This is a genomic window from Halorubrum distributum JCM 13561 (genome assembly GCF_000337395.1).
Taxonomy (GTDB): domain Archaea; phylum Halobacteriota; class Halobacteria; order Halobacteriales; family Haloferacaceae; genus Halorubrum; species Halorubrum distributum.
In genome coordinates this window covers 18,103-43,317 of the sequence record NZ_AOJF01000027.1, presented here as the reverse complement: position 1 = coordinate 43,317, position 25,215 = coordinate 18,103, and the positions used below count along the sequence as shown (strand labels likewise).

Annotated in this window: 25 protein-coding genes; 21 read left to right on the top strand and 4 right to left on the bottom strand. The window is 70.2% G+C overall.

Features of this window, described 5'->3' with window-relative positions; translation table 11 throughout:
- The first annotated feature begins 47 nt into the window (after positions 1-47).
- The 8 genes from C470_RS04155 (at position 48) to C470_RS04120 (ending at position 9,040) form a co-directional block, all read left to right on the top strand.
- On the top strand, positions 48-293 hold the full coding sequence (locus C470_RS04155; protein ID WP_004598237.1) for a YhbY family RNA-binding protein: 246 nt from the start codon (positions 48-50) through the stop codon (positions 291-293).
- Positions 293-1,216 carry a mechanosensitive ion channel family protein gene (locus C470_RS04150; RefSeq protein WP_008365491.1) on the top strand — a complete coding sequence of 308 codons (924 nt, stop codon included), beginning with the start codon at positions 293-295 and terminating at the stop codon, positions 1,214-1,216. Before C470_RS04155 ends, C470_RS04150 begins: the two co-directional genes overlap by 1 nt.
- A 118-nt stretch (positions 1,217-1,334) precedes the next feature.
- Entirely contained in the window at positions 1,335-2,672 is a 1,338-nt protein-coding gene (gene trkA, locus C470_RS04145; protein WP_008365489.1) for a Trk system potassium transporter TrkA, read from the top strand.
- A gap of 7 nt (positions 2,673-2,679) precedes the next feature.
- Positions 2,680-4,182, top strand: a complete 1,503-nt coding sequence (locus C470_RS04140) for a TrkH family potassium uptake protein (RefSeq protein WP_049908587.1) — start codon at positions 2,680-2,682, stop codon at positions 4,180-4,182.
- Between the two features lie 79 nt (positions 4,183-4,261).
- Positions 4,262-5,830 (top strand): TrkH family potassium uptake protein, encoded by a 1,569-nt coding sequence (locus tag C470_RS04135; RefSeq protein WP_007346249.1) that lies wholly within the window; start codon positions 4,262-4,264, stop codon positions 5,828-5,830.
- A gap of 63 nt (positions 5,831-5,893) precedes the next feature.
- Complete coding sequence (locus C470_RS04130; RefSeq protein ID WP_007346250.1) at positions 5,894-6,334, top strand: universal stress protein; 441 nt, start codon at positions 5,894-5,896, stop codon at positions 6,332-6,334.
- Between the two features lie 55 nt (positions 6,335-6,389).
- Entirely contained in the window at positions 6,390-7,238 is an 849-nt protein-coding gene (locus C470_RS04125) for a universal stress protein (RefSeq protein WP_008365484.1), read from the top strand.
- A gap of 101 nt (positions 7,239-7,339) precedes the next feature.
- Entirely contained in the window at positions 7,340-9,040 is a 1,701-nt protein-coding gene (locus C470_RS04120) for an acyl-CoA mutase large subunit family protein (RefSeq protein WP_004598230.1), read from the top strand.
- Between the two features lie 91 nt (positions 9,041-9,131).
- Here C470_RS04120 and C470_RS04115 read toward each other — a convergent pair whose 3' ends face one another.
- Positions 9,132-9,368 carry a hypothetical protein gene (locus C470_RS04115; protein ID WP_004598229.1) on the bottom strand — a complete coding sequence of 79 codons (237 nt, stop codon included), beginning with the start codon at positions 9,366-9,368 and terminating at the stop codon, positions 9,132-9,134.
- 112 nt (positions 9,369-9,480) lie between these two features.
- Here C470_RS04115 and C470_RS04110 point away from each other — a divergent pair, with 112 nt between their 5' ends.
- From C470_RS04110 to C470_RS04045, 13 genes are all read left to right on the top strand, one after another.
- Positions 9,481-10,245, top strand: a complete 765-nt coding sequence (locus C470_RS04110) for a 4-phosphopantoate--beta-alanine ligase (protein WP_008365482.1) — start codon at positions 9,481-9,483, stop codon at positions 10,243-10,245.
- Positions 10,246-10,300: 55 nt separating this feature from the next.
- Positions 10,301-10,750 (top strand): Lrp/AsnC family transcriptional regulator, encoded by a 450-nt coding sequence (locus C470_RS04105; RefSeq protein WP_004598227.1) that lies wholly within the window; start codon positions 10,301-10,303, stop codon positions 10,748-10,750.
- Positions 10,751-10,822: 72 nt separating this feature from the next.
- Entirely contained in the window at positions 10,823-11,980 is a 1,158-nt protein-coding gene (locus tag C470_RS04100) for a DUF63 family protein (protein WP_049908585.1), read from the top strand.
- 727 nt (positions 11,981-12,707) lie between these two features.
- The gene (gene coaBC, locus C470_RS04090) at positions 12,708-13,877 is read left to right on the top strand and encodes a bifunctional phosphopantothenoylcysteine decarboxylase/phosphopantothenate--cysteine ligase CoaBC (RefSeq protein WP_007994038.1); all 1,170 of its coding nucleotides are present in this window, start codon (positions 12,708-12,710) and stop codon (positions 13,875-13,877) included.
- 205 nt (positions 13,878-14,082) lie between these two features.
- On the top strand, positions 14,083-15,360 hold the full coding sequence (locus C470_RS04085) for a monovalent cation/H+ antiporter subunit E (protein WP_008365477.1): 1,278 nt from the start codon (positions 14,083-14,085) through the stop codon (positions 15,358-15,360).
- A complete protein-coding gene (locus C470_RS04080; protein ID WP_004598222.1) occupies positions 15,357-15,662 on the top strand; it encodes a cation:proton antiporter in 306 nt (101 codons plus the stop codon). The genes C470_RS04085 and C470_RS04080 overlap by 4 nt, the downstream gene beginning before the upstream one ends.
- On the top strand, positions 15,659-15,994 hold the full coding sequence (gene mnhG / locus C470_RS04075; protein ID WP_007346258.1) for a monovalent cation/H(+) antiporter subunit G: 336 nt from the start codon (positions 15,659-15,661) through the stop codon (positions 15,992-15,994). The genes C470_RS04080 and mnhG overlap by 4 nt, the downstream gene beginning before the upstream one ends.
- Complete coding sequence (locus C470_RS04070) at positions 15,991-16,581, top strand: DUF4040 domain-containing protein (protein WP_004598220.1); 591 nt, start codon at positions 15,991-15,993, stop codon at positions 16,579-16,581. Before mnhG ends, C470_RS04070 begins: the two co-directional genes overlap by 4 nt.
- The gene (locus C470_RS04065; protein WP_008365475.1) at positions 16,578-17,321 is read left to right on the top strand and encodes an MnhB domain-containing protein; all 744 of its coding nucleotides are present in this window, start codon (positions 16,578-16,580) and stop codon (positions 17,319-17,321) included. The genes C470_RS04070 and C470_RS04065 overlap by 4 nt, the downstream gene beginning before the upstream one ends.
- Entirely contained in the window at positions 17,321-17,881 is a 561-nt protein-coding gene (locus C470_RS04060) for a cation:proton antiporter subunit C (protein ID WP_007346260.1), read from the top strand. The genes C470_RS04065 and C470_RS04060 overlap by 1 nt, the downstream gene beginning before the upstream one ends.
- Positions 17,874-19,562: a proton-conducting transporter transmembrane domain-containing protein gene (locus C470_RS04055; RefSeq protein WP_008365473.1), complete on the top strand. Its 1,689-nt coding sequence runs from the start codon at positions 17,874-17,876 to the stop codon at positions 19,560-19,562. Before C470_RS04060 ends, C470_RS04055 begins: the two co-directional genes overlap by 8 nt.
- Positions 19,559-21,670 carry a cation:proton antiporter gene (locus C470_RS04050; RefSeq protein WP_004598216.1) on the top strand — a complete coding sequence of 704 codons (2,112 nt, stop codon included), beginning with the start codon at positions 19,559-19,561 and terminating at the stop codon, positions 21,668-21,670. The genes C470_RS04055 and C470_RS04050 overlap by 4 nt, the downstream gene beginning before the upstream one ends.
- Positions 21,667-23,445 carry a Na(+)/H(+) antiporter subunit D gene (locus C470_RS04045; protein ID WP_008365471.1) on the top strand — a complete coding sequence of 593 codons (1,779 nt, stop codon included), beginning with the start codon at positions 21,667-21,669 and terminating at the stop codon, positions 23,443-23,445. Before C470_RS04050 ends, C470_RS04045 begins: the two co-directional genes overlap by 4 nt.
- Positions 23,446-23,497: 52 nt before the next feature.
- On the opposite strand, the gene C470_RS04040 is transcribed toward C470_RS04045, so the two are convergent.
- The 3 genes from C470_RS04040 to C470_RS04030 all read right to left on the bottom strand — a co-directional run bounded on the left by C470_RS04040 (position 23,498) and on the right by C470_RS04030 (position 25,166).
- On the bottom strand, positions 23,498-23,854 hold the full coding sequence (locus C470_RS04040) for a hypothetical protein (RefSeq protein WP_004598214.1): 357 nt from the start codon (positions 23,852-23,854) through the stop codon (positions 23,498-23,500).
- A 105-nt stretch (positions 23,855-23,959) separates the two neighbouring features.
- Complete coding sequence (locus C470_RS04035; RefSeq protein WP_004598213.1) at positions 23,960-24,313, bottom strand: helix-turn-helix transcriptional regulator; 354 nt, start codon at positions 24,311-24,313, stop codon at positions 23,960-23,962.
- A 73-nt stretch (positions 24,314-24,386) separates the two neighbouring features.
- Positions 24,387-25,166 carry an NRDE family protein gene (locus C470_RS04030; RefSeq protein ID WP_008365468.1) on the bottom strand — a complete coding sequence of 260 codons (780 nt, stop codon included), beginning with the start codon at positions 25,164-25,166 and terminating at the stop codon, positions 24,387-24,389.
- Positions 25,167-25,215: the final 49 nt, after the last annotated feature.

The window sequence follows — 25,215 nt, the reverse complement described above, 5'->3', positions numbered from 1 at the left end:
CGAGGCCGAACCTCAAGCTTCAATGCGCGCGGTCGACTCGACAGGGTATGAGCGACCAGGAACTGCGGAAGGAGGCGCACGACCTCGACGTCACCGTCTGGGTCGGGAAGCACGGCATCGACTCGGTCGTCGACGAGCTGGCCGACCAGCTCGACGACCGGAAGCTGGTGAAGGTGAAGTTCCTCCGGGCGGCCCGCGGCGGGACCTCGACCGACGAGCTCGCGGAGGAACTCGCCGAGGCGGTCGGCGCCGACCTGATAGAGACCCGCGGGAACACGGCGGTGCTGCACTGATGGGCGCCGCGGACGGGGCGGTCGGGGCCGTCGCCGTCGCGGGGACGCTGGAGCCGTACCTCGGCCCGGTGACCGGAATCGTCGTCGACGCCGCCATCTTCCTCGTCGTCGTCGCCGCGACGTACGTCATTTATAAATCGGTCGTCACGTCGATCCTCCGACGGGTGTTCGACAGGCAGGGGCTCGACGAGCACGCGCGGCGTCCGCTCCAGAAGATCGTGGCGTTCCTCGTGCTGTTCGCCGGTGTCACGGTGGCGTTCGGCGCGGCGGGCTACCAGGGGTTCCTGCGCTCGCTGGCGACGATCGCGGCCGCGGCGACGCTCGCGATCGGCTTCGCCTTACAGGACGTGATCAAGAACTTCGTCGCGGGCGTCTTCATTTATACCGACAAGCCGTTCCGCATCGGCGACTGGATCGAGTGGAACGGGAACTCGGGGGTCGTCGAGGACATCTCCTTCCGGGTCACCCGGGTCCGCACGTTCGACAACGAACTGCTCACGGTGCCGAACCACACCCTGACGAGCGACGTGGTGAAGAACCCGGTCGCGAAGAAGACGCTCCGCCTGAAGTTCGTCTTCGGGATCGACTACGAGGACGACGTCGAGACGGCGACGGACATCATCGTCGAGGAGGCCGAGAAGAGCGACGCCATCCTCGAAGACCCCGCGCCGTCGGTCCGGCTGACCGAGCTCGCCGACTCCTACGTCGGCCTCCAGTCGCGGATCTGGATCGACGACCCCTCGCGGGCCGACTACGTGAAGGCCCGCGCCGACTACGTGAAGGCCGTCAAACAGCGGTTCGACGAGGAGGGCATCTCGATCCCCTTCCCGCAGCGGACCGTCTCGGGGCGGAACGAGTGGACGGACCCCTCGTCGTTCGGCGGCGCTTCGGACGGCGGCGTCGACGGCGGGTCGCAAGCCTAAGCGTCCGCGGATCCGCCGCGCGTGCGACGCTGAACCCCTTCTTCCCCGCGTCGACGCGCCGGAGCCGTCGAGGGGAGCGATAGTAACGAACTTGAGGGTCCGGTAACTGGGTGTGCCCATGCACGTGGTCGTCATCGGGGCCGGCGAGGTCGGGACGAGCATCGCCGCGAGTCTCGCGTCGGACCACGAGGTCGTCGTCGTCGACGTCGACCCGGACCGGGCGGAACAGCTCAAGTACGAACTCGACGTGCTCACCATCGCCGGCGACGGCACGTCCTCGGAGATCCAGTCGGCCGCCGAAGTCGACCGCGCGGACATGGTCATCGCCTGTACCGACGACGACCAGACGAACCTCGTCGCCTGCGGCACCGCGAAGACGCTCGGCGGCGGGTTCACCATCGCCCGCGTGAAGAGCACGGACTTCCTCCGCACGTGGCAGGGCAGCGAGGGGGCGTTCGGCGTCGACTTCATGGTGTGTACCGACCTCCTGACCGCGGAGAACATCGTCCGCGTCATCGGGCTTCCGGCCGCGATCGACGTCGACCCGTTCGCCGGCGGCCTCGTTCAGATGGCGGAGTTCGAGATCGCGGAGGGGAGCCCCGTCGCCGGACAGACCGTCTCGGAGGCGGACCGGTTCGAGTCGCTCACGTTCGTCGGCCTGTTCCGCGACGGCGAGATGACGATCCCGCGCGGGGACACCGACATCGCCGTCGGCGACCGCGCGGTGGTGATCGGGAGTCCCGAGAGCGTCCAGTCGTTCGCGACCGACGTAGCGCCGGACACCACCCCCGACCGCGCCGACGAGATCGTCGTCGTCGGCGGCACCGAGATCGGCTACCAGACCGCCCGCCTGCTGGAGGAGCGCGAGTTCAAGCCGCGGCTGATCGAGCAGGACTCCGGCCGCGCGCGGTGGCTCGCCGAGAACCTCCCGGACACCGTCGTGATGGAACACGACCCCACCGACACCGAGTTCCTCTCCCGCGAACACGTCGACGAGTCCGATATCGTCGTCACGGCGCTCGGCTCCGACGAGAAGAACCTGCTCATCTCCGTGCTCGCCAAGCGGCTCGGCGTCGACCGCGTGATCGCCGTCGTCGACAGCCCGGACTACGTCACCGTCTTCGAGGAGATCGGCATCGACATCGCCGTCAACCCCCGTACGGTGACCGCCGAGGAGATCACGCGGTTCACCTACGAGAGCGTCGCGGAGAACATCGCGGTGCTGGAGAACGACCAGGCGGAGGTCCTCGAGCTCGAGCTCACCGAGGGGTGCGGGCTCGTCGGGCGACCGATCTCGGAGATCGTCGCGGAAAGCGACGTGCGGTTCGTCATCGGCGCGATCACCAGAGACCACCAGCTGGTCACTCCCCGCGGGGACACCGTGCTTCAGGCCGGCGACCACGTCGTCCTGTTCGTGGAGTCCGACTCCGTGGGCGAGATCACCTCCATGGCGTGATGCCGCCGTGACCAGCAGGATCCGGGTCGGCTGGCGGGCGAGCGTGGGGCTCACCGGCGACGTCCTCGCCGCCCTCCCGGTCCCGCTGGCGTTCCCGCTCCTCATCGCGCTCTACTACGGCGAGTCGCCGCTGCCCTTCGCCGCGGCGATCGCCGTCTCGCTCGCGCTCGGCGCGGCGTTCCGGTGGACCCGGGACCCGGCGGAAGACCTCGGGCCCCGCGAGGCGTTCCTCGCGGTCGCGATGATCTGGTTCCTCGTCGCCGCGGTCGGCGCGATCCCGTTCGTCGTCGCCGGCGTCGGCACGGTCGCGCACCCGGTAAACGCCATGTTCGAGTCGATGAGCGGGCTGACGACGACGGGCGCGACGGTCTTGCGCGACTTCTCGCTCCACTCGCAGGCAATCTTGATGTGGCGGCAGGTGATCCAGTGGCTCGGCGGGCTCGGAATCTTAATCCTCGCGACCGCGGTGCTCTCCGAGATCGGCGTCGGCGGGGCCCAGCTGATGGAGTCGGAGTCGCAGACGCAGGACGTCAACAAGCTCACGCCGAAGATCTCTCGAACCGCGCAGCTCATCTGGGGGATCTACTTCGGGCTCACGGGGCTGGCGATCGCGGTCTACTTCCTGCTCGGCCTCGCCGTCGACCCGCAGATGGACCTGTACAACGCGATCGCCCACGCGTTCACGTCGGTCGCGACCGCCGGGTTCTCGCCGGAGCCGCTCTCGGTCGGCGCGTTCCACCCGCTGATCCAGTGGGCGGTCGTCCCGTTCATGGTGATCGGCTCGACCAGCTTCGTCCTCATCTACTTCGCCATCAACGGCGAGCCGATGCGCCTGCTGAAAAACGAGGAGTTCCACTTCTATCTCGGCGCGATGGGGACGCTCGCGTCGATCGTCGCCGTCGGCCTGTTTCTCGACCCGAGCATCGCCTACGGTCCCGAGGCGACCCTCCGGCACGCCGTCTTCAACGTCGCCTCCATCGTGACGACGACTGGGTACGCCAGCACCGACTACGTGCGGTGGGCGCCCGCTGCCAAGCACATGCTGTTCATGGGGATGTTCATCGGCGGGATGGTCGGATCGACAACCTGCTCGATCAAGTCGCTGCGGTGGCTGGTGGCGCTGAAGTCGTTCAAGCGGAACCTCTACACCGCGATCCATCCCGAATCCGTTCGGCCGGTACGGATTACGGGCAAGTCGATCGACGAGGGCGCGATCCGGGACATCTACGCGTACCTCCTCCTCAGCATCGTGATATTCTTCCTGCTCGCCGTGGTCATCGTCGTCGACGCCGAGCGGGCGAACCTGCGCGTGACCGAGTTCGAGGCGCTCGGGGCCGCGGCGACCACGTTCCTCAACATCGGACCGGCGTTCGGCGAGGCGGGCCCGTACGGGACGTTCGCGACGTTCCCGCTGAGCACGCGGGCCGTGATGGTCGTGCTGATGTGGATCGGCCGGATCGAGATCATCCCCGTCCTCGTGCTGTTCACGAAGGCGTTCTGGACCTCCTAACTCCACGTTAGTCTCCCGCCGTCACCCCTTCGACAGTTTAATACAGCGAACGGGCGACTCCCATATCGATCGAATAACTATGTCGTGGGGCGTCAACTGGAAGGCGAGCGTGGGGCTGCTCGGCGTCGGGATCAAGTACCTCGCCGCCACGCTGTTGGTTCCGCTGCTTGTCGCCGTCGCGTACGGCGAGGACATCTGGGTCTTTCTCGTCTCGATGGCGCTCGTCGCGGGCGTCGGGTTCGCGGTCGAGCGGGTCGACCCCGACCCGGATCTGGGCCCCCGCGAGGCGCTGCTTTTCGTCTCGCTCGCGTGGCTCGCGGCGGCGGTCATCGGTACGGTTCCGTACCTCCTCGCCGGCTACGGCACCGCGTCGACCGTCGGGCTCCAGACCGGCTCGGTCGGCGCGCTAACGGGGTCGGTCGTCAACGCCCTGTTCGAATCGATGAGCGGGTTCACCACCACGGGCGCGACTGTCCTCGGGGAGATCAGCACCGACCAGCACTCCCACGCGCTCCTCATGTGGCGGCAGCTCACGCAGTGGCTCGGCGGGATGGGGATCATCGTCCTGATGATCGCCATCCTCCCGGAGGTCGCGGTCAACGGCGCACAGCTGATGGACTCGGAGGCGCCCGGCCCTGAACTCCAGAAGCTCACCCCGAAGATCGCGGAGACGGCGCGCGCGCTCTGGCTGATCTACTTCGGCTTCACGGTGTTGCTCGCGGCCCTCCTGTACGCGCTCCACCTCGTCGGGATGGCGCCGAACATGAACCTCTACAACGCCGTCGCGCACGGGTTCTCCACCCTCCCGACCGGGGGGTTCTCGCCGCAGGCCGAGAGCATCGGCTACTTCTCGGCGGCGGTCCAGTGGGTCGTGATCCCGTTCATGGTCGTCGCCGGGGTCAACTTCGCGCTGTTCTGGCACGCGCTTCGCGGCGAGGTCGACACGCTGCTGGAGAACGCGGAGTTCCGGACGTACGCCGGTGCGCTCGCCGTTGTCACCGCCCTGCTCGCCGTCCTCCTGTTCCGCGGCGCCGCGCCGGTCTTGGAGATCGGGGGCGCCACGGAGAGCGTCACGGAGAACGCGCTCCGGCAGGCGGCGTTCCAGATCGGCTCGCTGCTGAACTCCACCGGGTTCGCCACCTCGGACTTCGCGCAGTGGGACACGCACGCGCAGGTGCTGCTACTGTTCACGATGTTCATCGGCGGCTCTGCCGGCTCGACGGGCGGCGGGATCAAGATCGTCCGGTGGCTGATCGTCGCGAAGGCGATCCGGCGCGAGCTGTTCACGTCGGCACACCCAGACGTCGTCCAGCCCGTCCGGCTCAGCGGGAGCATCGTCGACGAGGACGCGATCCGCGGCATCATGGCGTTCACGCTCCTTTATCTGGTGTTGCTCTCCGTCTCGGCGGTGTTTATCGCGCTGGACGCCGCGCGAGTCGGCACGCAGCTCACCGCGCTGGAGTCGTTCAGCGCCTCGCTCGCCACGATCGGGAACATCGGCCCGGGGTTCGGCCGGCTCGGGCCGTTCGGGAGCTACCTCTTTTTCCCGGACACGTCGAAGCTGCTGATGGTGTTCCTGATGTGGATCGGCCGGCTGGAGATCGTCCCGGTGCTCGCGGTGTTCATCTCCGGGGTCGACGGACGGTAGGGCGCCCTCTCGACCCGGTGGCGAGAGCGTATCTTCATAACCGACGAGGAGAGTGGTGTTCGTATGACGAGTCCCGACGACGCCGGCGGCCAAGACCTGCTCGCTCACGTGCTCCTCCCCGTCGCGAACGAGGACGACGCGCTGGCGACGGCGCGGGCGCTCGAACCGTACGAGACCGGGCGCGTGACCGCGCTCCACGTCGTCGAGAAAGGCGAGGGCGTCCCGGACAAGACGCCCGTCGAGCAGTCGGAGGAGCTCGCGGCCGAGTCGTACGCCGCGGTCCGGACGGTGTTCCCCGACGCGGACGAACACACCGCGTACGCTCGGGACGTGGCCGAAGCGATCTTCGACGCCGCCGTCGAGACGGACGCGAGCGCGATCGCCTACCGGCCGCGCGGCGGGAACCGGCTCGTCCAGCTCCTCTCGGGCGACCTGTCGACCGAGCTCGTGACCGACGCGCCGGTCCCGGTGGTCGCGCTCCCCCGCGCCGAGGCGGACGAATGAGTCGTCGTCGCCCGCGCGCTCTCGGGCGGTCAGAGCGCTGAGAGGGGCCCGACCGATGACGCCGAGCGACGACGGCCCGACGGTCATGGTCGCGCTCTCGAACCCGCGGACGGAGGGCGCGCTCGTCGCGCTCGCCGGCGCGCTCGCGGAGCACCGGAACGGCCGCCTGCTCGCCGTCCACGTCGTCACCGTCCCCGACCAGACGTCGCTGGAGAAGGCCGCCGCGAACCGGGAGCGGCTCGACCGGTCCTCCGCGGATCTGCTCGCCGCGGCCGTCGACGACGCCGCGGCGTTCGACGCGCCGGTCGAGACGAAGACGGTCCTCTCGCACCGCGGGATCGAGGAGGTGTTCGACGCCGCGCGGACGAACGACGCGGACGCCGTCGTGATGGGCTACGGCGGGGCGCGGTTCGCCGGCGGGCGCGCCGAGGGGTCCCTGGACGAGCTCGCCCGCGACCTCCCCTGTGACTTCCTCGTCTTGGACGGGCAGCGACTCGACGCCGGGGAGGTCCTCGTACCGACCGCCGGCGGCCCCTCTTCGGACCTCTCCGCCGAGGTCGCGCTGGCGCTCCGAGACGTCAGCGGCGCGGAGGTGTCGCTGCTCCACGTCGTCGACGAGGGCGAGGCGGCGTCGGGCCGCGAGTTCCTCGCGGGCTGGGCCGACGGCCACGGACTCGGGGACGTCGACCTGCGGGTCGAGGCGGGCGACGTCGGGGCGGCGATCGAACGGGTCGGCGCGGGGTACGACCTCGTGGTCGTCGGCGCCACGGAGCGCGGCCTCCTCTCGCGGGTCGTCCGCGGATCGCTCGCGTCCGCGGCGATCGAGCGCCTCGATACGCCGGTGTTGCTCGCGGAGCGCCCGTCCGACCGGTCGCTCCGTGAGCGGCTGTTCGGCGGGCGCTGAGGCGGCCGCACGCGGGGTTCGTCGGCGAGCGTCGTTTCGGGCCGACCGCTCCTATTAATGTATAATGAATATTTATACGCGACCGGCGGGTACTCGGGGGTATGTACGACGACGAGGAGCTCTCCGAGATCCGCGAGGCGAAGGCGTCGTGGGAGGCGGAGACGCTCGACCCGACTCTCGACCGGCACGGCGAGCGGAAGGAGCGGTTCGCGACGGTCTCCAACCGCGAGGTCGACCGGATCTACACCCCCGAGGACGTGGCCGACCTCGACTACGACGAGGACCTTGGATACCCGGGCGAGGAACCGTACACCCGCGGCGTCTACCCGACGATGTACCGCGGTCGCACGTGGACGATGCGCCAGTTCGCCGGGTTCGGCACCGCGGAGGAGACCAACGAGCGGTTCCGCTATCTCATTGACGAGGGGCAGACCGGGCTCTCGACGGCGTTCGACATGCCCTCGCTGATGGGGATCGACTCCGACGACAAGATGTCGCTCGGCGAGGTGGGCAAGGAGGGCGTCGCGGTCGACACCCTGCGCGACATGGAGGTGCTGTTCGACGGCATCGACCTCGCGGAGGTGTCGACCTCCTTCACGATCAACCCGAGCGCGCCGGTGATCTACGCGATGTACGTCGCGCTCGCGGACCAGCGCGGAATCGACCGCGAGGAGCTGCGCGGGACCCTGCAAAACGACATGCTCAAGGAGTTCATCGCGCAGAAGGAGTGGGTGGTCCCGCCGGAGCCCTCCCTCGACTTGGTGACGGACACGATCGAGTTCGCGGTGGCGGAGACACCCAAGTTCAAGCCCATCTCGGTGTCGGGCTACCACATCCGCGAGGCGGGGTCGACGGCGGTCCAGGAGCTCGCGTTCACCCTCGCCGACGGGTTCGCTTACGTCGAGGCCTGCCTCGACCGCGGGCTCGACGTCGACGAGTTCGCCCCCCAGCTCTCCTTTTTCTTCAACTCCCACAACTCGCTGTTCGAGGAGGTGGCGAAGTTCCGCGCCGCCCGCCGGATCTACGCGAACGTCATGGACGAGTGGTACGACGCCGAGGCCGAGGCGTCGAAGCGGCTGAAGTTCCACACCCAGACGGCGGGGCAGTCGCTGACGGCCCAGCAGCCGCTGAACAACGTCGCGCGCGTCACGATCCAGGCGCTGGCGGGCGTGCTGGGCGGGACCCAGAGCCTCCACACCAACTCCTTCGACGAGGCGCTCGCGCTCCCCTCCGAGCAGGCGGTGCGCGTCGCGCTCCGGACCCAGCAGATCATCGCCGAGGAGTCGGGCGCGGCCGACATCGTCGACCCGCTCGGCGGCTCCTTCGCGGTCGAGAGCCTTACCGACGAGACGGAGGCGGACGCGATGGCGTACATCGAGGAGATCAGGGAGATGGGCGACGGATCCGTGCGCGACGGCGTCCTCCGCGGCATCGAGCAGGGGTACTTCCACCGCGAGATCCAGGAGTCGGCGTACGAGTACCAGGAGCGCGTCGACGAGGGCGAGGAGACGGTCGTCGGCGTCAACGCCTACGAGATCGACGAGGACACCCGGCCGGACCTGCTGAAGGTCGACGAGACCACCCGCGAGCGACAGCTCGACCGGCTGGAGTCGGTGAAGGCCGACCGCGACGACGACGCGGTCGACGCCGCCCTCGGCGACCTCCGCGACGCCGTCGAGGCCGGCGAGAACGTCATGCCCGCCATCGTCACGGCCGTGAAGGCGTACGCGACGATGGGCGAGATCATGGAGGTGTTCGAGGCGGAACACGGCGCGTACCGCGAGCGGATCGGCGTCGCCTGACCGGACAAAAAAGGGGAACGGGCGGACCGGCGGCGCGGTTCGACGGGACGGTACGCTGCCTCGACGGGACGTACGCCGTTTCGACGGGATCTCAGACCGTCTCGACCGGTCGCGCGGACTCCGCGCACCACGCGTTGCCCCGGCGGCCCGCCCGCCGGAGGTCGAGCTCGACGACCGAGCCGGTGTCGAGCGACGACAGCTCGGCCTCCACGTCGGGGTCGTCGTACTCGACGACGTACAGCGTCCCGTTTCGCGGGTATTCGCGGAGCGTGATCGCCCCGTGGTCGTTGCACGCGTCGACGACCGTGTACTTGCCAGTGCGGTCCATCCCGCGTGGAGCTACGATGTGACCCGTGTTAACAGTTGTGCGCGTCTGCGTCTGAACCGCACGCACCGACCACGAACGGTCCATTTTAATCGGGGCGCCGCCTCGCACGGGTATGACTGAGACGGAGGTCCCCGAGGACCACCCGCGCTACGCGTCGCTCGTGACGCGCCACCGGATCGAGGCGGGCGTCGAGAAGGGGATCACCTCGAAGCAGGGGCTGATCGCGCAGGGACGCGGCGAGGCGTTCGATTACCTCCTCGGCGAGCGCACGCTCCCGAGCGCCGACGACGCCGCGCGCGCCGCGGCCGCGACGCTCCTCCTCGCGGACCACCCCGTGATCTCGGTGAACGGCAACGTCGCGGCGCTCGCGCCGGCGGAGACGGTCGAACTCGCCGAGGCGGTCGACGCCGACCTGGAGGTGAACCTCTTCAACCACACGGACGAGCGCGTCCGACGGATCGCCGAGCACCTCCGCGAGCACGGCGCCGACGAGGTGAAGGGGCTCGCCGGCGACGGCGAGATCCCCGGCCTCGACCACGCGCGCGGCGTCGTCGACGCCGACGGGATCGAGGCGGCCGACGTCGTCGTGGTGCCCCTGGAGGACGGCGACCGCGCCGCCGCGCTCGACGCGATGGGGAAGACCGAGATCGTGATCGACCTCAACCCGGGAAGCCGTTCGCCGCGAACGGCGGACGTGCCGATCATCGACAACCTCCTGCGCGCGGTGCCGAACGTGACGGCGCACGCGGAGGACCTCGCGGACGCGGTGCCCGCCGAGTTGGAGCGGACCGTCGAGGAGTTCGACGCCGACGCGGCGCTCGACGCGGCCGAGGCGGCGATCCGCGAGGGATCGTTCGCGGACGGGGACGGGGAGTAGTTCGCCGGCCGCCCCCGCCGGAAGGCAAAAGCGTACGCCGCCCGTAACGGACGCCATGGAACTCGACGAGACGGACCGGGCGATCCTGCGGATCCTCCAGGAGGACGCGCGGACCCCGTTCTCGGAGGTCGCGCGGCGGATCGACATGTCCAGCGCGACCGTCCACGACCGGGTCAGCCGCCTCGAGGAGGCGGGCGTCATCCGCGGGTACCACGCCGACATCGACCCGAAGGCGGTCGGGTACGGCGTCGGCGCGTTCGTCGGCCTGCGCGTCGAACAGGGCCGCGAGGAGGACGCGCTCGAACGCCTCCGCGGCATCGACGGCGTCCGCGAGATCCACCTCACCACCGGCGAGTGGGACGTCATCCTCCGGGTCGTCGCGGCCGACACCGACCGGCTCCGCGAGCTGATGTTCGAGCGGATCGCGGAGACCGAGGGGTTCTCGCGCTCGCAGACGATGGTCATCCTGGGCACCGACTACGAGCAGCCCGGGCCGCCGCTGTAGCGGGGGACGGCGCGCCGCCGCCAGCGCTACGGGACCGGAACGCTCAACTCGGGACCTCCCCGAACGGTGACCATGAGCACAGGAGTGGCCGACGGGTTCGACCCGTCGCCGGAGCGCGCGTGGGCGGCGGTCGTCGGCGGCGTCACGGCGCTGCTGGCGATCGGATCGGTCGTCTTCCCGCGCGTCGTCTACGACCGCTTCCTCTGGCGCTACTTCTGGGGGCCGGTCGTCGCGGACGGCGAGGGCGCGCAGTGCGCGGTCCGCGAGGCGGGCGGCACCACGGAGCTGCTCGGCAGCAGCGCGGCGTGTCAGGCGGCGCGGAGCGCCGGCGAGGTCGTCGCGACCCCGGGGTACACCACCTTCTCGACGGTGAGCTACGTGGTGATCCTGCTGGCGATGCTGATCGGCGTCGTCTTCCTCCTCCGCCGGCTCGACATCGCGACGGAGCTCCGCTTCTTCTTCGCGCTGTTCCCGTTCATGCTGTTCGGCGGGGCGATGCGGACGGTCGAGGACGCGGGCGTCGCCGCGACCGACGCCGGCGTCGAACCGTTGATCCCGTTCCCGGCGAGCGCGGTGCTGATCAGCCCGTTCATCTACTTCACGGTGTTCCTGTTCACGCTCGCGTGCGTCCTCGCGGCGTACGGGCTCGAACGCCGCGGCGTCGTCGAAGACTACGCGCGCCCGCTGTTCGCGTCGGGCGCCGCGGGGCTCGCGCTCGCGGTCGGCTACCTCTCGTATCTCGCGGCCACGACCGGCTACGTCACCTTCTACCCGCAGGTGCTCGTCCCGACGCTCGTCATCGCGACGGTTGCGACCGCGGGCACGTGGGCGATCGCGACCCGACGGATCTCGACGATCCGGCAGGGCACCGGCGCGGCGGGGATCGTGATCATCTGGGGGCACGCGATCGACGGCGTCGCGAACGTGATCGGGCTCAACTGGATGCCCGCGCTGACCGGCACCGCGAACCTCGTGCCGAAACACGTCGTCAACGCGCTGATCGTCGACTGGACCGGGCGGCTGCTCCCCGATTCGATCCTCGCCGTCACCGGCGACGCGTGGCCGTTCCTCCTCGTGAAGCTCGCGGCCGCGACGTTCGTCGTCTGGGTGTTCAACGGCGAGATGTTCGAGGAGTCGCCGCGCTACACGCTGCTGCTGCTTATTACCGTGCTGGCCGTCGGGCTCGGGCCGGGGACGCGGGACATGCTGCGCGCGACGTTCGGGGTTTAAATAGCGGGCGGTTACTCCCCGTAATACAGGATGCTCGCAGATACGCTCGTTTATCCCGAGGTCGGATTACTGGCAGTCGGAAACTGAATTTGACACAATGAACGGGCACGTCAGAATTATTCTTCTCGGAAGTCTTGGTCTGATCATTAGCGTCCCCATTTGGTATACGATTATATCCTCTGAAGAATTTTCACCGGACGTTTTCTTGAATCCGAGCCTGCTATTCTGGCTGATATTCGGGTTTGTCGTTTTTCTGTTCGGGTATTACAACACCGATGTAGAGTAATTCGGGTCTACTCACGAGGCGATCGTTCCCGAAGGCTCACTCGCTCATTTATAAATGGCTAACCGCGGATCAGTGGCGGACTCCTCCAAAGCCCCAGCCGGGAGGCGGACGCACGCTCGCTGCGCTCCTCACTCGGTCGCTCACTGCGTTCGCTCCCTCGTTGCGGTGCTTACATCGCCTGCGCCCGCCTCCCGGCTGCCCCTTTGAGCCCCGCCCCGCACAGCAACCGCGCCTCACGCCTCCCCAGCCTCGCGGCTCCCTCCGCTTCGCTCCGGTCGCCGCGTCCCTCGCGCGTGCGACTCGCGCCCTGCGGGCGCTCGTCGGCACGCGCCACCGCCGACCATTTATCAGCAGTTTTCAGGAGATCGCGCCGGGGTTGGTCATTCGACGCCGTTCCGCAACGGCATCTTATAAGCCGCCGGGGGCGGAACGGTCTCGGTAATGCTGGACGGGGTCAACGTCGCGCTCGGCGTCTCGGGGAGCATCGCGGCGGTGAAGGTCGTCGAACTCGCGCACGAACTGCGCCGCTACGGCGCGAGCGTCCGCGCCGTCATGTCCCCGTCGGCGACGAATATCATTCATCCGTGGGCGGTCGACTTCGCGACCGACGAGCCCGTCGTCACCGAGATCACCGGGAGCGTCGAGCACGTCGAGCTCTGCGGCCGGGAGGGGTGGGCCGACGTACTGCTGCTGGCGCCCGCGACGGCGAACACCGCCGGAAAGATAGCGTCGGCGGTCGACGACACGCCCGTGACGACCTGCGCCACGACGGCCTTGGGCGCGGACGTGCCGGTCGTGATGGCGCCCGCGATGCACGAGCCGATGTACGACCACCCGGGCGTCCTCGACGCGCTCGATCGCTTGGAGTCGTGGGGCGTCCGCTTCGCCGATCCCCGAGTCGAGGAGGGGAAGGCGAAGATCGCGGCCGAGGACGACATCGTGACTGAGGTCGCCCGCGCGACGACGCCGCAGTCCCTCTCCGGGTCGCACGTCGTCGTCACCGCGGGCGCGACGAAGGAGCGGATCGACCCGATCCGCATCCTGACGAACCGCGCGTCGGGGAAGACCGGCCGGGCGGTCGCGCGGGCGTGCTACGCCCGGGGCGCGCGGGTGACGCTCGTCCAGGACGGCCCCGAGGTCCCCTACGCCGACGTGGTCGCGGTCGAGACGGCCGACGAGATGATGGCGGCCTGTCGGCGGACCGCGGCGACCGCGGACGCGCTGATCTCCGCGGCCGCCATCTCCGACTTCACCGCCGACGCCGTCGACGAGAAGATACGGTCGGGGTCGCCGCTGTCGGTCGAGCTGGAGCCGACGCCGAAGCTCATCGACTCGGTGCGCGAGGCGTACCCGGACCTCCCGATCGTCGGGTTCAAGGCCGAGACGTCGGGCGACGACGCGGCGATGGTCGCGGAGGCGGAGCGCATCCGCGACCGGGTGGGGCTGGCGTTCGTCGTCGCGAACGACGCGAGCGTGATGGGCGGCGACGAGACGCGCGTCCTGCTCGTCGGCGAGGACGGAACCGACCCCGAGGAGGTCGCCGGCTCGAAGGACGCGGTCGCCGGCCGCATCGCCGACCGGCTCGCGACGACGCTCGACGCGTCGGGGTGAGCGGCGGTCCGACCGGACGCTCGCGCCGCGGTTCCGACGGCGCTGGACGGCCTCGCGTGGGACGGAAGCCGCGCGGACGGTATCGCCCGCCTCCGGCAGGGTCTCCGCGGATACAAACTGTTTTGAGGCGGTAGGGTGACCAAACGGGTAGAGAAACACATGTGTAACGAGACGGTCACGCACGGCTCCGTGGGAGGTGTGGTGGGTGGCTGACGCCGGCCCGTCGCCCGGCGACGACGACCCAGACACCGAGGCGTCGGCCGACCCCGAGGCGACCTCGGATTCGGACGCGGCGTCGGCGCCGGCGTCCGGCGCGGTCATCGTTCCGGTCGAGCCGAGCTCCACGCTGCGCTCGACGATCGCGCACATCGCGGAGGCCGCCGCCACGGAGGGCGCGTCGGCGCTCCACCTCGTCGAGATCGCCTCGTGGCGGAACGGGGACCCGGAGAGCGACGAGCGGGCCGCCGCCGCGGAGCGCGTGCTCGAACGCGCGGCGGCGTGGGCGAGGGCCGACCTGGAGGACTCCGAGGCGCCCGGCGCCCCGGACGTCGAGGTCGTCACGGCGGTGCTCGGCGCCGACGGGTACCTGTTCGGCGCCGACGACTACGTCCGCGTCCTCGCGGAGTACGCCGAGGCGAACGACGCCGACCGCGTCGTCTTGGACCCCGAGTACACCCCGGTGGGGAACACGACGCTGCTTCAGCCGCTGGAGTTCGCGCTCTCGAACACGCCGCTGTCGGTCGAGACCGCGCCCGTCGACCGGCCGACGCGCCGCGAGCGCTTCCGGACCGAGGCCACGACCGGTCGGTTCGTGGCGCTGTTCGGGCTCTCGCTGGCCTTCTACCTCCTGTTGGGCGACCCGACATACTGGTTCGACGCCGTGACGGGCGTCGCGACCGCCGCGGTCGTCTCGATCACCCTCTCGCGGGTGAGCCTCGACTCCGACCCGGCGTTCCCGCGGACCCCGATGCGGATCGTCCGCGGGCTGATATACGTCCCCGTGCTGCTGTTCGAGATCGTGAAGGCGAACCTCGTCGTCGCCCGGGTCATCCTCGACCCGCGGCTCCCGATCGAGCCGACGCTGAACCGGATGCGGGTGATCGTGGGGAGCGGCCTCCCGCTGATGACGCTCGCGAACTCGATCACGCTGACGCCCGGGACGCTCACCGTCCGCGCCCGCGACAGCGACCTCTACGTCCACTCGCTCGTCCCGTGGGCCCGCGAGGGGCTGTTCGACGGCCCGCTCGAGCGGTGGACGCGCTTCGTCTACTACGGTCGCCGGGCCGCGCGGCTTCCGTCCCCGCGCGAGCGCGACGACGTCGCGATCCTCCAGGGCCCCGACGCCACCGAGGAGCTGCCAATCGCCGCCGCCGACGGCGGCGATCCGGGATCGGGCGTCGAGTCCGAATCGAGTGGCGGCGCGGGCGTCGAGGTCGAGTCGAGTGATGACTCGACCGACGCCGACGGGGTGACCGACCGATGAGCCTCGTGGACGCCTCGCTCGCGGCCGGCTACACCCTCGGCGACTTCCTGCTCGTCGCGGCCGCCGGCTTCGCCGTCCTCGCCGTCGGCATGCTGTACCGCGCTGTCGTCGGGCCGACGATGCAAGACCGGGTGCTGGCGGTGAACGTCCTCGGGACGAACACCGTCGTCATCCTCGCCATCCTCGGCGCGGCGCTCGGCGAGCCGACGTTCCTCGACATCGCCCTGGTGTACGCGCTGCTCAACTTCCTGATGGCCATCGCCATCTCGAAGTTCACCGTCGAGCGGGGTGGTGTGCTGTGACCGCCGCCGCCATGACGGAGACGGCCCGCGTGTGGCTCGTGGTCGCGCTCACGCTGCTCGGGCTGTTCTTCTCGTTCGTCTCGATGGTGGGCGTCCTCCGGCTGCCGGACGTCTACTCGCGGGCGCACACCGCGTCGCAGGCCGACACGCTCGGCGCGGGGTTCGGCCTCGCGGCCGTCGCGCTCACCGTCGGGCTGGCGGGCGCCGGCTTCAAGTCGGTGCTCCTGCTGTTCTTCATCTTCGTGACGAACCCGACCGCGGCCCACGCCATCGCGCGGGCCGCCTTCGAGGAGGGAATCGTGCCGTGGATCGAGGGGGACGACCGCCGATGACGGGGGCGCTCGCGTCGGCCGCCCCTCTCGGCGCGCCGGTGGTCGCGCAGGTCACCGCCATCGAGGCGAGCCTGTTCGTCTTCGTGGTGTTGACCGCGCTGTTCACCGCGTTGGCGCGCGACGTGCTCGCGGCGGTGATCATCTTCGGCGCGTACAGCCTCGGGATGGCCGCGCTGTACACGTTCTACCGCGCGCCGGACGTCGCGATGACGGAGGCCGCCATCTCCGCCGGGGTGACGACCGTGCTGCTGCTGCTCACGCTCGCGAAGACGACCCGCCTCGACCACGAGGCAGCCTTCGAGTCGGTGAACCTGCCCGCGGCCGGCGCGGCCGGGCTGCTGTTCGCCGGGCTGATGCTCACGATGGGCGACATTCCGGCGGTGGGATCGGCGGACGCGCCGATCTGGTCGAACCCGGACGTGACCCAGTGGTACATCGCGGAGACGTACGCTGAGACGCACGTCGAGAACACGGTGATGGCGGTGCTGGCGGCGTTCCGCGGGTTCGACACGTTCGGCGAGGCGGTCGTCGTGTTCGCGGCGGGGATCGCCGCCCTCATCGTCCTCCACCGGGAGGTGTTCGCATGAGCGGCACAGACGCCGGCGGCGACGCCGACGCGGGTTCCGACACGGGCGCCGCTGCCGACACCGACGCAGGAGAAGCCGGCGACACCGCCGGTTCCGAGTTCGCGTCCGGCGGCGGGTTCGGTCGCGACCGGCCGCCGCGCAGCGACGGCCGACTCGACTCGGAGCGCCGACAGGGAAGCCCGTACACGGAGAGCCAAGTGATCATGCCGACGGTGAAGATCGTCGCGCCGTTCGCGTTCACCTACGGGCTGTTCGTCACCTTCCACGGCGCCGGCTCGCCCGGCGGCGGGTTCCAGGGCGGTGCGATCGTGGCCGCGGTCGTGTTCATGATCGCGTTCGCGTTCGGGATCGAGGCGACCCGGCAGTGGCTCGCGAACACCGTCGTCGTCGCGCTCGCGGTCGGCGGCGCGCTCGTGTTCGCCGGCATCGGGTTGGTCCCGGTCGCGCTCGGCGGCGCGTTCCTCCAGTACGAGCTGCTCCCGATCCCCGACCCCGTCAAGTACGGGATGGAGGGCGTCGAGATCCTCGGCATCGGCACCATCGTTGCCGGCGTCCTCATCGGGCTGTTCCTCGTCCTCGCGAAGGGGTTCAGCGACGCGGGCGGGTTCGCGGACGCCGACGCGTTCGACGACGAGGTCGGCGAAGGTCCCGGCACCGAGGAGGGCGACGAGTCGACCGACGACGGGGCGACCGAACCGGGAACGCCCGGTCCGGCCGCGACTGACGGGGGTGAGCGGTAGTGTCCGCGCTCACCGGCGCGGCTGACCTCGCCGGAATCGCTGGCTCGGTGCCCGCATCGGCCGCCGGCGCCGTCGAGATCCTCGCGACGAGACACGCGTACGTCGCGTTCGCGCTGCTGCTGTGCATCGGCCTCTACATGATGATCGCGAACAAGAATCTCGTGAAGAAGATCATCGGTCTCAACCTGTTCCAGACGGCCATATTCCTGCTGTTCATCGCCTCGGCGTACGTCGAGGGCGGATCGATTCCGATCGTCCCGACCGGCGGTCCGGAGGGCGGGCTCTACGTCAGCCCCCTGCCGCACGTGCTCGTGCTCACCGCCATCGTCGTCGGCGTGAGCCTCACCGCGGTCGCGCTCGCGCTGTGTATCCGGATCTACGACGAGTACGGCACGCTTCGGACCGACACGCTCCGCGAACTGCTCCGCGACGAGGGGTCGATCCCGTCGCGGCGGTCGGCGGGGGCGTCGGGCACCGACGGGGCGACCGCCGCCGACGCGGCGCCCGAGACCGACGGGGCGACGGCCGCGCCCGGCGCAGGGGGTGAGACGGATGACTGACGTCCTCCTGCCGCTCGCGGTCGTCGTCCCCATCGTGGCGGCGACGCTGCCGCTGGCGCTCGGCCTCCGGTACGACCGTGTCGGCTGGCCGATCGCCGCGGTCGGGACGACGGCCGTGGCCGGGATCGCGGCCGCGATCGCCGCGGAAGTGGTCGCCAACGGCCCGTTCGACCACGCGCTCGGCGGCTTCCTGCCGCCGGTGGGGATCGAGCTCGTCGCCGACCGGCTGTCGGTGGCGGTGCTGCTGCTCGTCGCCGCGGTCTCGGTCGCGACGCTCGCGTTCGCGCGGGTCGCCGGCCCGCGGGGGAACCCCTTCTACAGCGCCTACCTCCTGCTGGTCGGCGGGCTCGTCGGGATGACGCTCACCGGGGACCTGTTCAACCTGTTCGTGTTCCTCGAGATAACCGGGCTGACGACGTACGCGCTCATCGCCTCGGACCGGTCGGGCGCGAGCGCGTACGCCTCGCTGAAGTACCTCGTCGTCGGCACCGTCGGCGCCTCGCTGTACCTGCTCGGCGTCGGCTACGTCTTCCTCGCGACGGGGACGCTGAACATGCTCGACGTCCAGGCGCAGATCGTCGCGCAGGCCGGCTACGGCGACCCGCTCGTCCGCGCGAGCTACGCGTTCATCGTGACCGGGCTGGCGCTGAAGATTGCCATCTTCCCCGTCCACTCTTGGCAGCCGGACGCCTACCAGCGCGCGCCGGACTCGGTCACGACGATCGTCGCGGCGCTCGTCTCGACGACGAGCGCGTACGCGCTGATCCGCGTGACGTACACCGTGTTCACTGTCGACTTCCTCGCGGCCAACGAGGGGATCGCGACCGCGCTGCTCGTCGTCTCGACCGTCTCGATCGTCGCGGGCTCCGCGCTCGCCGCGATGCAGTCGAACCTCAAGCGGATGTTCGCGTACTCCTCGGTCGCGCAGTTCGGGATGATCGGCGCGGCGGTCGCGCTCGCGAACGAGACGGCCCTGCTCGGCGGGATCGTCCACCTGATCGGTCACGGGATCATGAAGTTCGGCCTGTTCCTCGGGATCGGGCTGCTGGCGCTCGGCTACGGGACGCGGCAGATGGAGGGCCTCGCGAGCGCCGCGCGCGCGGCGCCGTACACGTCGGGCGGGGTCGCGGTCCTCGGGCTCGCCTTGGTCGGGATCCCGCCCTCGATAGGCTTCCTCGGCAAGTGGTACATCGGCGTCGGCGCGGTCGACGCCGGCCTCGCGGGCGGGGGTGCGGTCGGGATCGCGGTCGCGGCGGCGATCTTCGTCAGCACGCTGTTCACGCTGTCGTACGTCGCGCGCCTGCTAGAGCGGTTCTACTTCGCCGGGGCGGGGCTCCCGGGCGACCACGGCGAAGTTCCCGGGACCGGTGACGACGGTGACGGCGCGGGCGACGCGGCGGCGACCGACGGTGGGCGCGGAGATGACCACGCGGCGACCGACGGTGGGCGCGGAGATGACCACGCGGCGACCGACGGCGGCGAGGCGTCCCCCGCGAAGACCGCCGACGGCCTTTCCGCGCCCGTCGAGGGCGCCCCGCGGTCGTCGCTCGTCCCCGACCGAGTGCCCACGGCGCCGCTGCTCGCGCTCGGGCTGGCGGTGCTTGCGACCGTCGCGCTCGGCTTCGGCGGCTTCGCGCTCGCGGAGTGGTTCGACCCGTTCCTCACGGAGGCCTTCGCATGACTGACGCTGTACTCTCAGACCCACGACCCCTGCTGGCGGTCCTCGTCTCGTTCGTCGCGGCGTTCCTCATCGTCGCGTCGTACCGATCGCCGAACGTCCGCGAGGGGTGGACGCTCGTCGCGTCGCTCGCGAAGTTCGGCATCGTCGCGTCGATGCTGCCGGCGGTCCTCGACGGCGCGGTGTTCGAGTGGTCGGCCGGCGCGTTCCTCCCCGGGATCGGCGCGCCGATCGAGTTCGCGCTCCGCGCGGACGCGCTCGGCATGCTGTTCGCGTTCCTCGCGAGCGGGCTGTGGATAATCACCTCCTTCTACAGCATCGGCTACATGCGCGGGCTCGACGAGCCGAACCAGACCCGGTACTTCGCGGCGTTCGCGGTGTCGCTCGCGGCGACGATGGGGATCGCGTTCGCCGGCAACCTCGTGACGATATTCGTCTTCTACGAGCTGCTGTCGATCGCGACGTACCCGCTCGTCGCGCACGACGAGACGGCGGAGGCGCGCTCGGCCGGCCGGAAGTACCTCGCGTACACGATGTTCGGCGGCGGCGTGCTCGTCCTCGCCGGCACCGCGCTCGTCTACCTGCTCGCCGGCTCCGTCGACTTCACCGCCGGCGGCATCGCGGCGCTCGCGAACGCCGACCCCGGGCTGGCGATGCTCGCCTTCTTCCTGCTCGCGATCGGGTTCGGGGTGAAGGCCGGGATCATGCCGCTCCACCAGTGGCTCCCCGAGGCGATGGTGGCGCCGACGCCGGTCTCCGGACTGCTCCACGCGGTCGCGGTCGTCAAGTCCGGCGCGTTCGGCGTCTCGCGGGTCGTCCTCGACGTGTTCGGCCCCGAACTCGTCTACAATCTCTCGCTCCCGTTCGGCTTCACGGCGGGGCTCGTCCTCTCGACCATCGGGGCGATCACGCTCACCGCGGCCTCGCTCATCGCCCTGCGGAAGGACCACCTGAAGCGCCGGCTCGCCTACTCGACGATCAGCCAGTTGAGCTACATCATCCTCGGGCTCGGGCTGTTCGGCTGGTACGGGCTCGTGGGCGCGCTGCTCCACATCCCGGCGCACGCGTTCATGAAGCTCACCCTGTTCTTCTGTGCGGGCAACATCCACGTGTCGACCCACACGGACTACATCTCCCAGATGGCGGGGATCGGCAAGCGGATGCCGCTGACGATGGGGGCGTTCACGATAGCCTCGCTGGGGATGGCGGGGATCCCGCTCCTCGCCGGCTTCGTCAGCAAGTACTACATGCTGATCGGCGGGGTGCGGATGGGGATGAACTTCACCCCGGTCGCGTACTACCTCGTCGGCGCGCTGCTGTTGTCGGGCGTGCTCAACATCGCCTACTTCTGGCCGGTCATCTACACCGCCTTCTTCGAGGCGGAGGACGCCCACGACGCGAAGCCGCTCGTCGACTTCCCGCTCGGCGGCGAGTCGCGCTCGATCGTGGCAGCGACCGACGGGGGCCGCGCAGGTGACGGGGACGCTGACCAAAACGACGACGACCACGAGGGATCGGCTGACGACGTGGAGGACATCGTCGCGGACGCGGGCGACGGAGACGACCCCTCGTCCGAGGCCGCCGACGGGGTCGACGAGTCGGACATCCCCGACGCCGACCTCGACGACCTGCCGACCGACGAGGAGGGCGTCGTCCGGCCGGACTTCGCGGCGAGCGAGCGCGACTTCTCGGAGCCGGCCGAGCGCGTCGACACGGGCGATTACGCGGTCGACGAGCGCCCCTCCGACGCGGACGTGCCGTTCGGTCCCGGACGCGCCGACCCGGAGGAGTCGGCCTCGGCGGATGCCGTCGAAGCTGACCGCGGCCCCGACGATCCGCACGGCGACCACGACGACGACCCGCACGGCGGCCACGACGCGGACACGCACGACGACGGTCACCACGGCGGGCCGCCGGCCGGCGGCTGGAAACACATCGCCGGGCTCGACGCGCTCCGCGGGCGCGAGTCGACCTGGTTCACGCTCGGGCCGATCCTCGCCGCGATGACGCTCGCGGTGCTGCTCGGCGTGATCCCCTACGAGATGGGCTTCCTGGAGCTGATCGAGCTCATCGTCGACACGCGGCTCCCCGAGGGGGTGGTGCGCCCGTGACGGTGCCCACGAGCCTCCTCACGGCGGTCCCGCCGTACGTCCTGCTCGCGTTCGCGGCGCTGGCGGTGCTGGCGCTGCCGCGGCGGGCGGGCCACGCGGTGGCCGCGCTGGCGACGGCGCTCACCTTCGTCCAGGCGGTGCTGCTCGGCGACGGCGGGACGGGCGCGCACCTCGCGACGACGTTCCTCGGCTTCGACGTCGTGTTCTTCAACGTCGACCAGTTCTCCCTGCTGATGGGGGTCGTCGTCGGCTTCCTCGCGACCGCGGCGGTGCTGTACGCCTACGGCAGCGAGGCGCCGACGTGGGTGACGGCGTTCGCGCTGCTGTACGTCGCCACGACCTTCGGCACGATCTACGCCGGCGACTGGCTCACGCTGGTCTTCTTCTGGGAGCTGACGGCCGTCACCTCGACGCTGCTGGTCTGGCAGCACGGCGGCGAGGCGGTGCGGGCGGGCTACCGCTACGCGCTCTTCCACGGCACCGGCGGGACCATCCTGCTCGCCGCCGTCGTCGTCCACTTCGTCAACGCCGGGACGTTCCTGTTCTCGGAGACGGCCGGAATCGACCCGGCGGCGACGGCGCTCGCGGCGATCGGCATCGGGATCAACTGCGGGTTCATCTTCCTACACAGCTGGCTGCCGGACACCTACCCGCGCCCGCACGTCGCGGCGTCGGTGTTCCTCTCGGTGTTCACGACGAAGACCGCGGCGTACGTGATGTACCGCGCGTTCCCCGAGGGCGGCATGTGGCTCGCGTACCTCGGCGGGTTCATGGCCGTCTACGGCGCGTTCTTCGCGCTGCTCCAGTACGACCCGCGCCGGCTGCTCTCGTACCACATCCAGGCCCAGCTCGGCTACATGCTCGCCGGATTCGGGCTCGCCACGGCGGTCGGCGAGTTCGCCGTCACCGGCGGCTTCGCGCACCTGTTCAACAACGTCCTCTACAAGAGCCTCCTGTTCATGGCGGTCGGCGTCGTGGTGTACCGGACCGGCGTCGAGGACATCAGGGATATGGGCGGCCTCTGGAAGGTGATGCCCGTCACCTTCCTCGTCTACCTCGTCGGCGCGGCCTCGATTACGGCGGTGCCGGGGTTCAACGGGTTCATCTCGAAGGGGATGGTGCTCGACTCCGCCCACGAGGTCCACAACTACATCCTGCTCCTGGACAGCGGGCTGCTCTGGTGGCTGCTCGTCCTCGGCGGCGTGGGGACGTTCATGTCGTTCATCAAGCTCGGCTACTACATGTTCTTCCACGGCTCGGCGACGCTGTCGCCGGACGACGCCACGCCGTTCCAGACGGCCGGGATGCTGCTGGCCGCGGGCGCGTGCGTCTTCTTCGGCGTCTTCTACACCCAGCTGATCGAGCTGATGCCGTTCACGGACCTGATCCTCAGCGACGAGGTGTACTTCAAGCCGTACAGTCAGAGCCACCTGATCGAGAGCGCGGCGCTGCTGATCGCCGGGTTCGTCGGCTTCTTCGCGCTGAAGCGCCCGCTCGGCTGGCTCGCCCACCGCATGCCGGACGTCGATCGCGTCATCTTCCCGGCCGCGTTCTACCTGGGGCGGGGTTCCGTGTGGGGCGTCACGGAGCTGTGGGCCGCGGTCGACCGCGCGACGATGGCGCTGGCGGGCGCGACGATGCGGACCGCGAGCCACCCGCGGGAGGCGCTCTCGCGGGCCGGAGTCGACGTGGAGATCCGCGCCGGCATCGGTCGGAGCGTGCTGCTGTTGACGCTCGCGGCCGGCGTCGCGCTGTTCGCCTTCCTGCTGGTCTGACCCCGCGGCGCGGTCGTCCCGCGCTCGCGCCGCGCCGCACGTCTGTCCGGCGTCACCCCGTCTCGTCGTCGGTCCGCCGCGCCTGCTCGCTAAGCGTGAGGAAGGCCACCGCACCGAAGAACGCGACCACGAACCCGAAGACTGCGGCGTCTTCGCCGGCGTAGTGGCCGAACAGAAGCGGCGTGACGCTCAGACCGAAGAGCCCCACTCCGTAACCGATCCGGTCGGTGCGCCCCTCGAACCGCGGCGCCGCCGCGAGCAGCGAGACGTCGAACGCGAGGTAGAAGTAGGCGGCTCCGGCGTACACGGCCGCCGTGCCGACGGCGGTCGGGAGGTACGGGACGAGCTCGTAGACGCCGAGCGCGGCGAGCAGGCCGACGCCGGTCGCGAGCGGGAGGGCTCGGTTCACGGGCGTCCGGTTCGACGTCGGGGGTAAAAAGCGCCGCGTCGACGCCTTCTGGTCGTCGCGTGTGATTCAGGTCGGGACCGAGCGGGAAAGCCGAGCAGTTCGGCGTCAGTACTCCTCGTAGGCGAGATTCATCATCCACTGCGAGAAGGCGTCGGCCTGCGCGTCGACCTCCTCCTCCCCGATGAACGGCGAGAGCATGTCGTCGGCCATCAAAAGCGAGAAGTCGAGGTCGCGCGGCGCGGGCTCCAAGTAGTAGGTGTTGTGGCCGTCGTAGACGGTGTCTTCCCGCTGGATGACCCCGGCCTCCTCCAACGACTCGGCGATGCGGCTCCCCTTCCGCGAGGAGACGTCGAGTTCCTTCCAGAAGTCGCTCTGGTGGATGCCGCCGGTCTCGCGGATGAGTTCGAGACCGGCGCGCTCGTCCGCCGACAGGTCGGACTCGATTTCGGACGCGCTCATACTCTCTCACGCCTCCCGAATCGCTTAAAACTGGCTTTCCGGTCGGACGCCTCGCGGCCGCACGGGGCTCGTCTCACCGGCGGGCGGGCGCGAAGTCCTCGGGGAGCGACACCGCCTCCGTCGGCGTCTCGCAGGGCGGGCCGTCGGCGTACGCGACCGCGGGGTCGTCGCCGGTCCGGATCCGGGTGAACGACCGGGTGCCGAACGCCTCGCCGTGGAGGCAGGCGCCGTACTCGTGGTCGGCGAGGACCCCGCTCGCGCGGTCGAGCCACGACGCGCCAGACTCGCCCGGCTCCGGGACGAGCGCGGCCGCGATCCGCCTGGCGCTGTCCGCGCGCTCCTCGCCGAACTCCCGCCGCCGCTCGGGGACCGCGAACCGCTCCGCGCCGTTGACCACGCCGCCGACGTTGCCGACGACGTGGACGCCCGGGTCGAGTCGGGTCACGGCGAGGCCGCCGTCGTACGTCAGGAGGAACGCCGCCCGCCCGTCGGCGAGGACGAGGTTGAAGCCGTCGTACGCGCGCTCGTCGAGCTCGCGCTCGACCGCCCGGACCGCGTCCTCGGCGGAGGCGGCCGTCAGGCAGTCGCGGACGAGCAGCCCGCGCGAGCGGTCGCCCTCGCGGTCGGCGTCGAGCCACCGGTTCGTGACCGCGACGACGAGGCCGCCCTCGGAGACGCCGATCCACGTCCCGCCGGCCTCGGCGTCGCGCGGGGCGACGTACCGGACGCCGTCGCCGTCGGCCGTTCGGAGCGTCGGCGGTTCGCTCGGGCGGTCGAGCGCCTCGTCGCGGGTGGCCGCGAGCGCGACGGGGGCGTCGCCGAACGTCCGCCACGCGAGAGTCAGTGTACACACGCCCTCGAGTACGCCCGAACGACTGAAAACTCCACGGGGGTCCGAAGCA

Coding starts and splice junctions, on each gene's coding strand:
- C470_RS04155 (WP_004598237.1), top strand. CDS start 48: ATGAGCGACCAGGAACTGCGGAAGGAGGCGCACGACCTCGACGTCACC.
- C470_RS04150 (WP_008365491.1), top strand. CDS start 293: ATGGGCGCCGCGGACGGGGCGGTCGGGGCCGTCGCCGTCGCGGGGACG.
- trkA (WP_008365489.1), top strand. CDS start 1,335: ATGCACGTGGTCGTCATCGGGGCCGGCGAGGTCGGGACGAGCATCGCC.
- C470_RS04135 (WP_007346249.1), top strand. CDS start 4,262: ATGTCGTGGGGCGTCAACTGGAAGGCGAGCGTGGGGCTGCTCGGCGTC.
- C470_RS04130 (WP_007346250.1), top strand. CDS start 5,894: ATGACGAGTCCCGACGACGCCGGCGGCCAAGACCTGCTCGCTCACGTG.
- C470_RS04125 (WP_008365484.1), top strand. CDS start 6,390: ATGACGCCGAGCGACGACGGCCCGACGGTCATGGTCGCGCTCTCGAAC.
- C470_RS04120 (WP_004598230.1), top strand. CDS start 7,340: ATGTACGACGACGAGGAGCTCTCCGAGATCCGCGAGGCGAAGGCGTCG.
- C470_RS04115 (WP_004598229.1), bottom strand. CDS start 9,368: ATGGACCGCACTGGCAAGTACACGGTCGTCGACGCGTGCAACGACCAC.
- C470_RS04110 (WP_008365482.1), top strand. CDS start 9,481: ATGACTGAGACGGAGGTCCCCGAGGACCACCCGCGCTACGCGTCGCTC.
- C470_RS04105 (WP_004598227.1), top strand. CDS start 10,301: ATGGAACTCGACGAGACGGACCGGGCGATCCTGCGGATCCTCCAGGAG.
- C470_RS04100 (WP_049908585.1), top strand. CDS start 10,823: ATGAGCACAGGAGTGGCCGACGGGTTCGACCCGTCGCCGGAGCGCGCG.
- coaBC (WP_007994038.1), top strand. CDS start 12,708: ATGCTGGACGGGGTCAACGTCGCGCTCGGCGTCTCGGGGAGCATCGCG.
- C470_RS04080 (WP_004598222.1), top strand. CDS start 15,357: ATGAGCCTCGTGGACGCCTCGCTCGCGGCCGGCTACACCCTCGGCGAC.
- C470_RS04070 (WP_004598220.1), top strand. CDS start 15,991: ATGACGGGGGCGCTCGCGTCGGCCGCCCCTCTCGGCGCGCCGGTGGTC.
- C470_RS04065 (WP_008365475.1), top strand. CDS start 16,578: ATGAGCGGCACAGACGCCGGCGGCGACGCCGACGCGGGTTCCGACACG.
- C470_RS04055 (WP_008365473.1), top strand. CDS start 17,874: ATGACTGACGTCCTCCTGCCGCTCGCGGTCGTCGTCCCCATCGTGGCG.
- C470_RS04050 (WP_004598216.1), top strand. CDS start 19,559: ATGACTGACGCTGTACTCTCAGACCCACGACCCCTGCTGGCGGTCCTC.
- C470_RS04035 (WP_004598213.1), bottom strand. CDS start 24,313: ATGAGCGCGTCCGAAATCGAGTCCGACCTGTCGGCGGACGAGCGCGCC.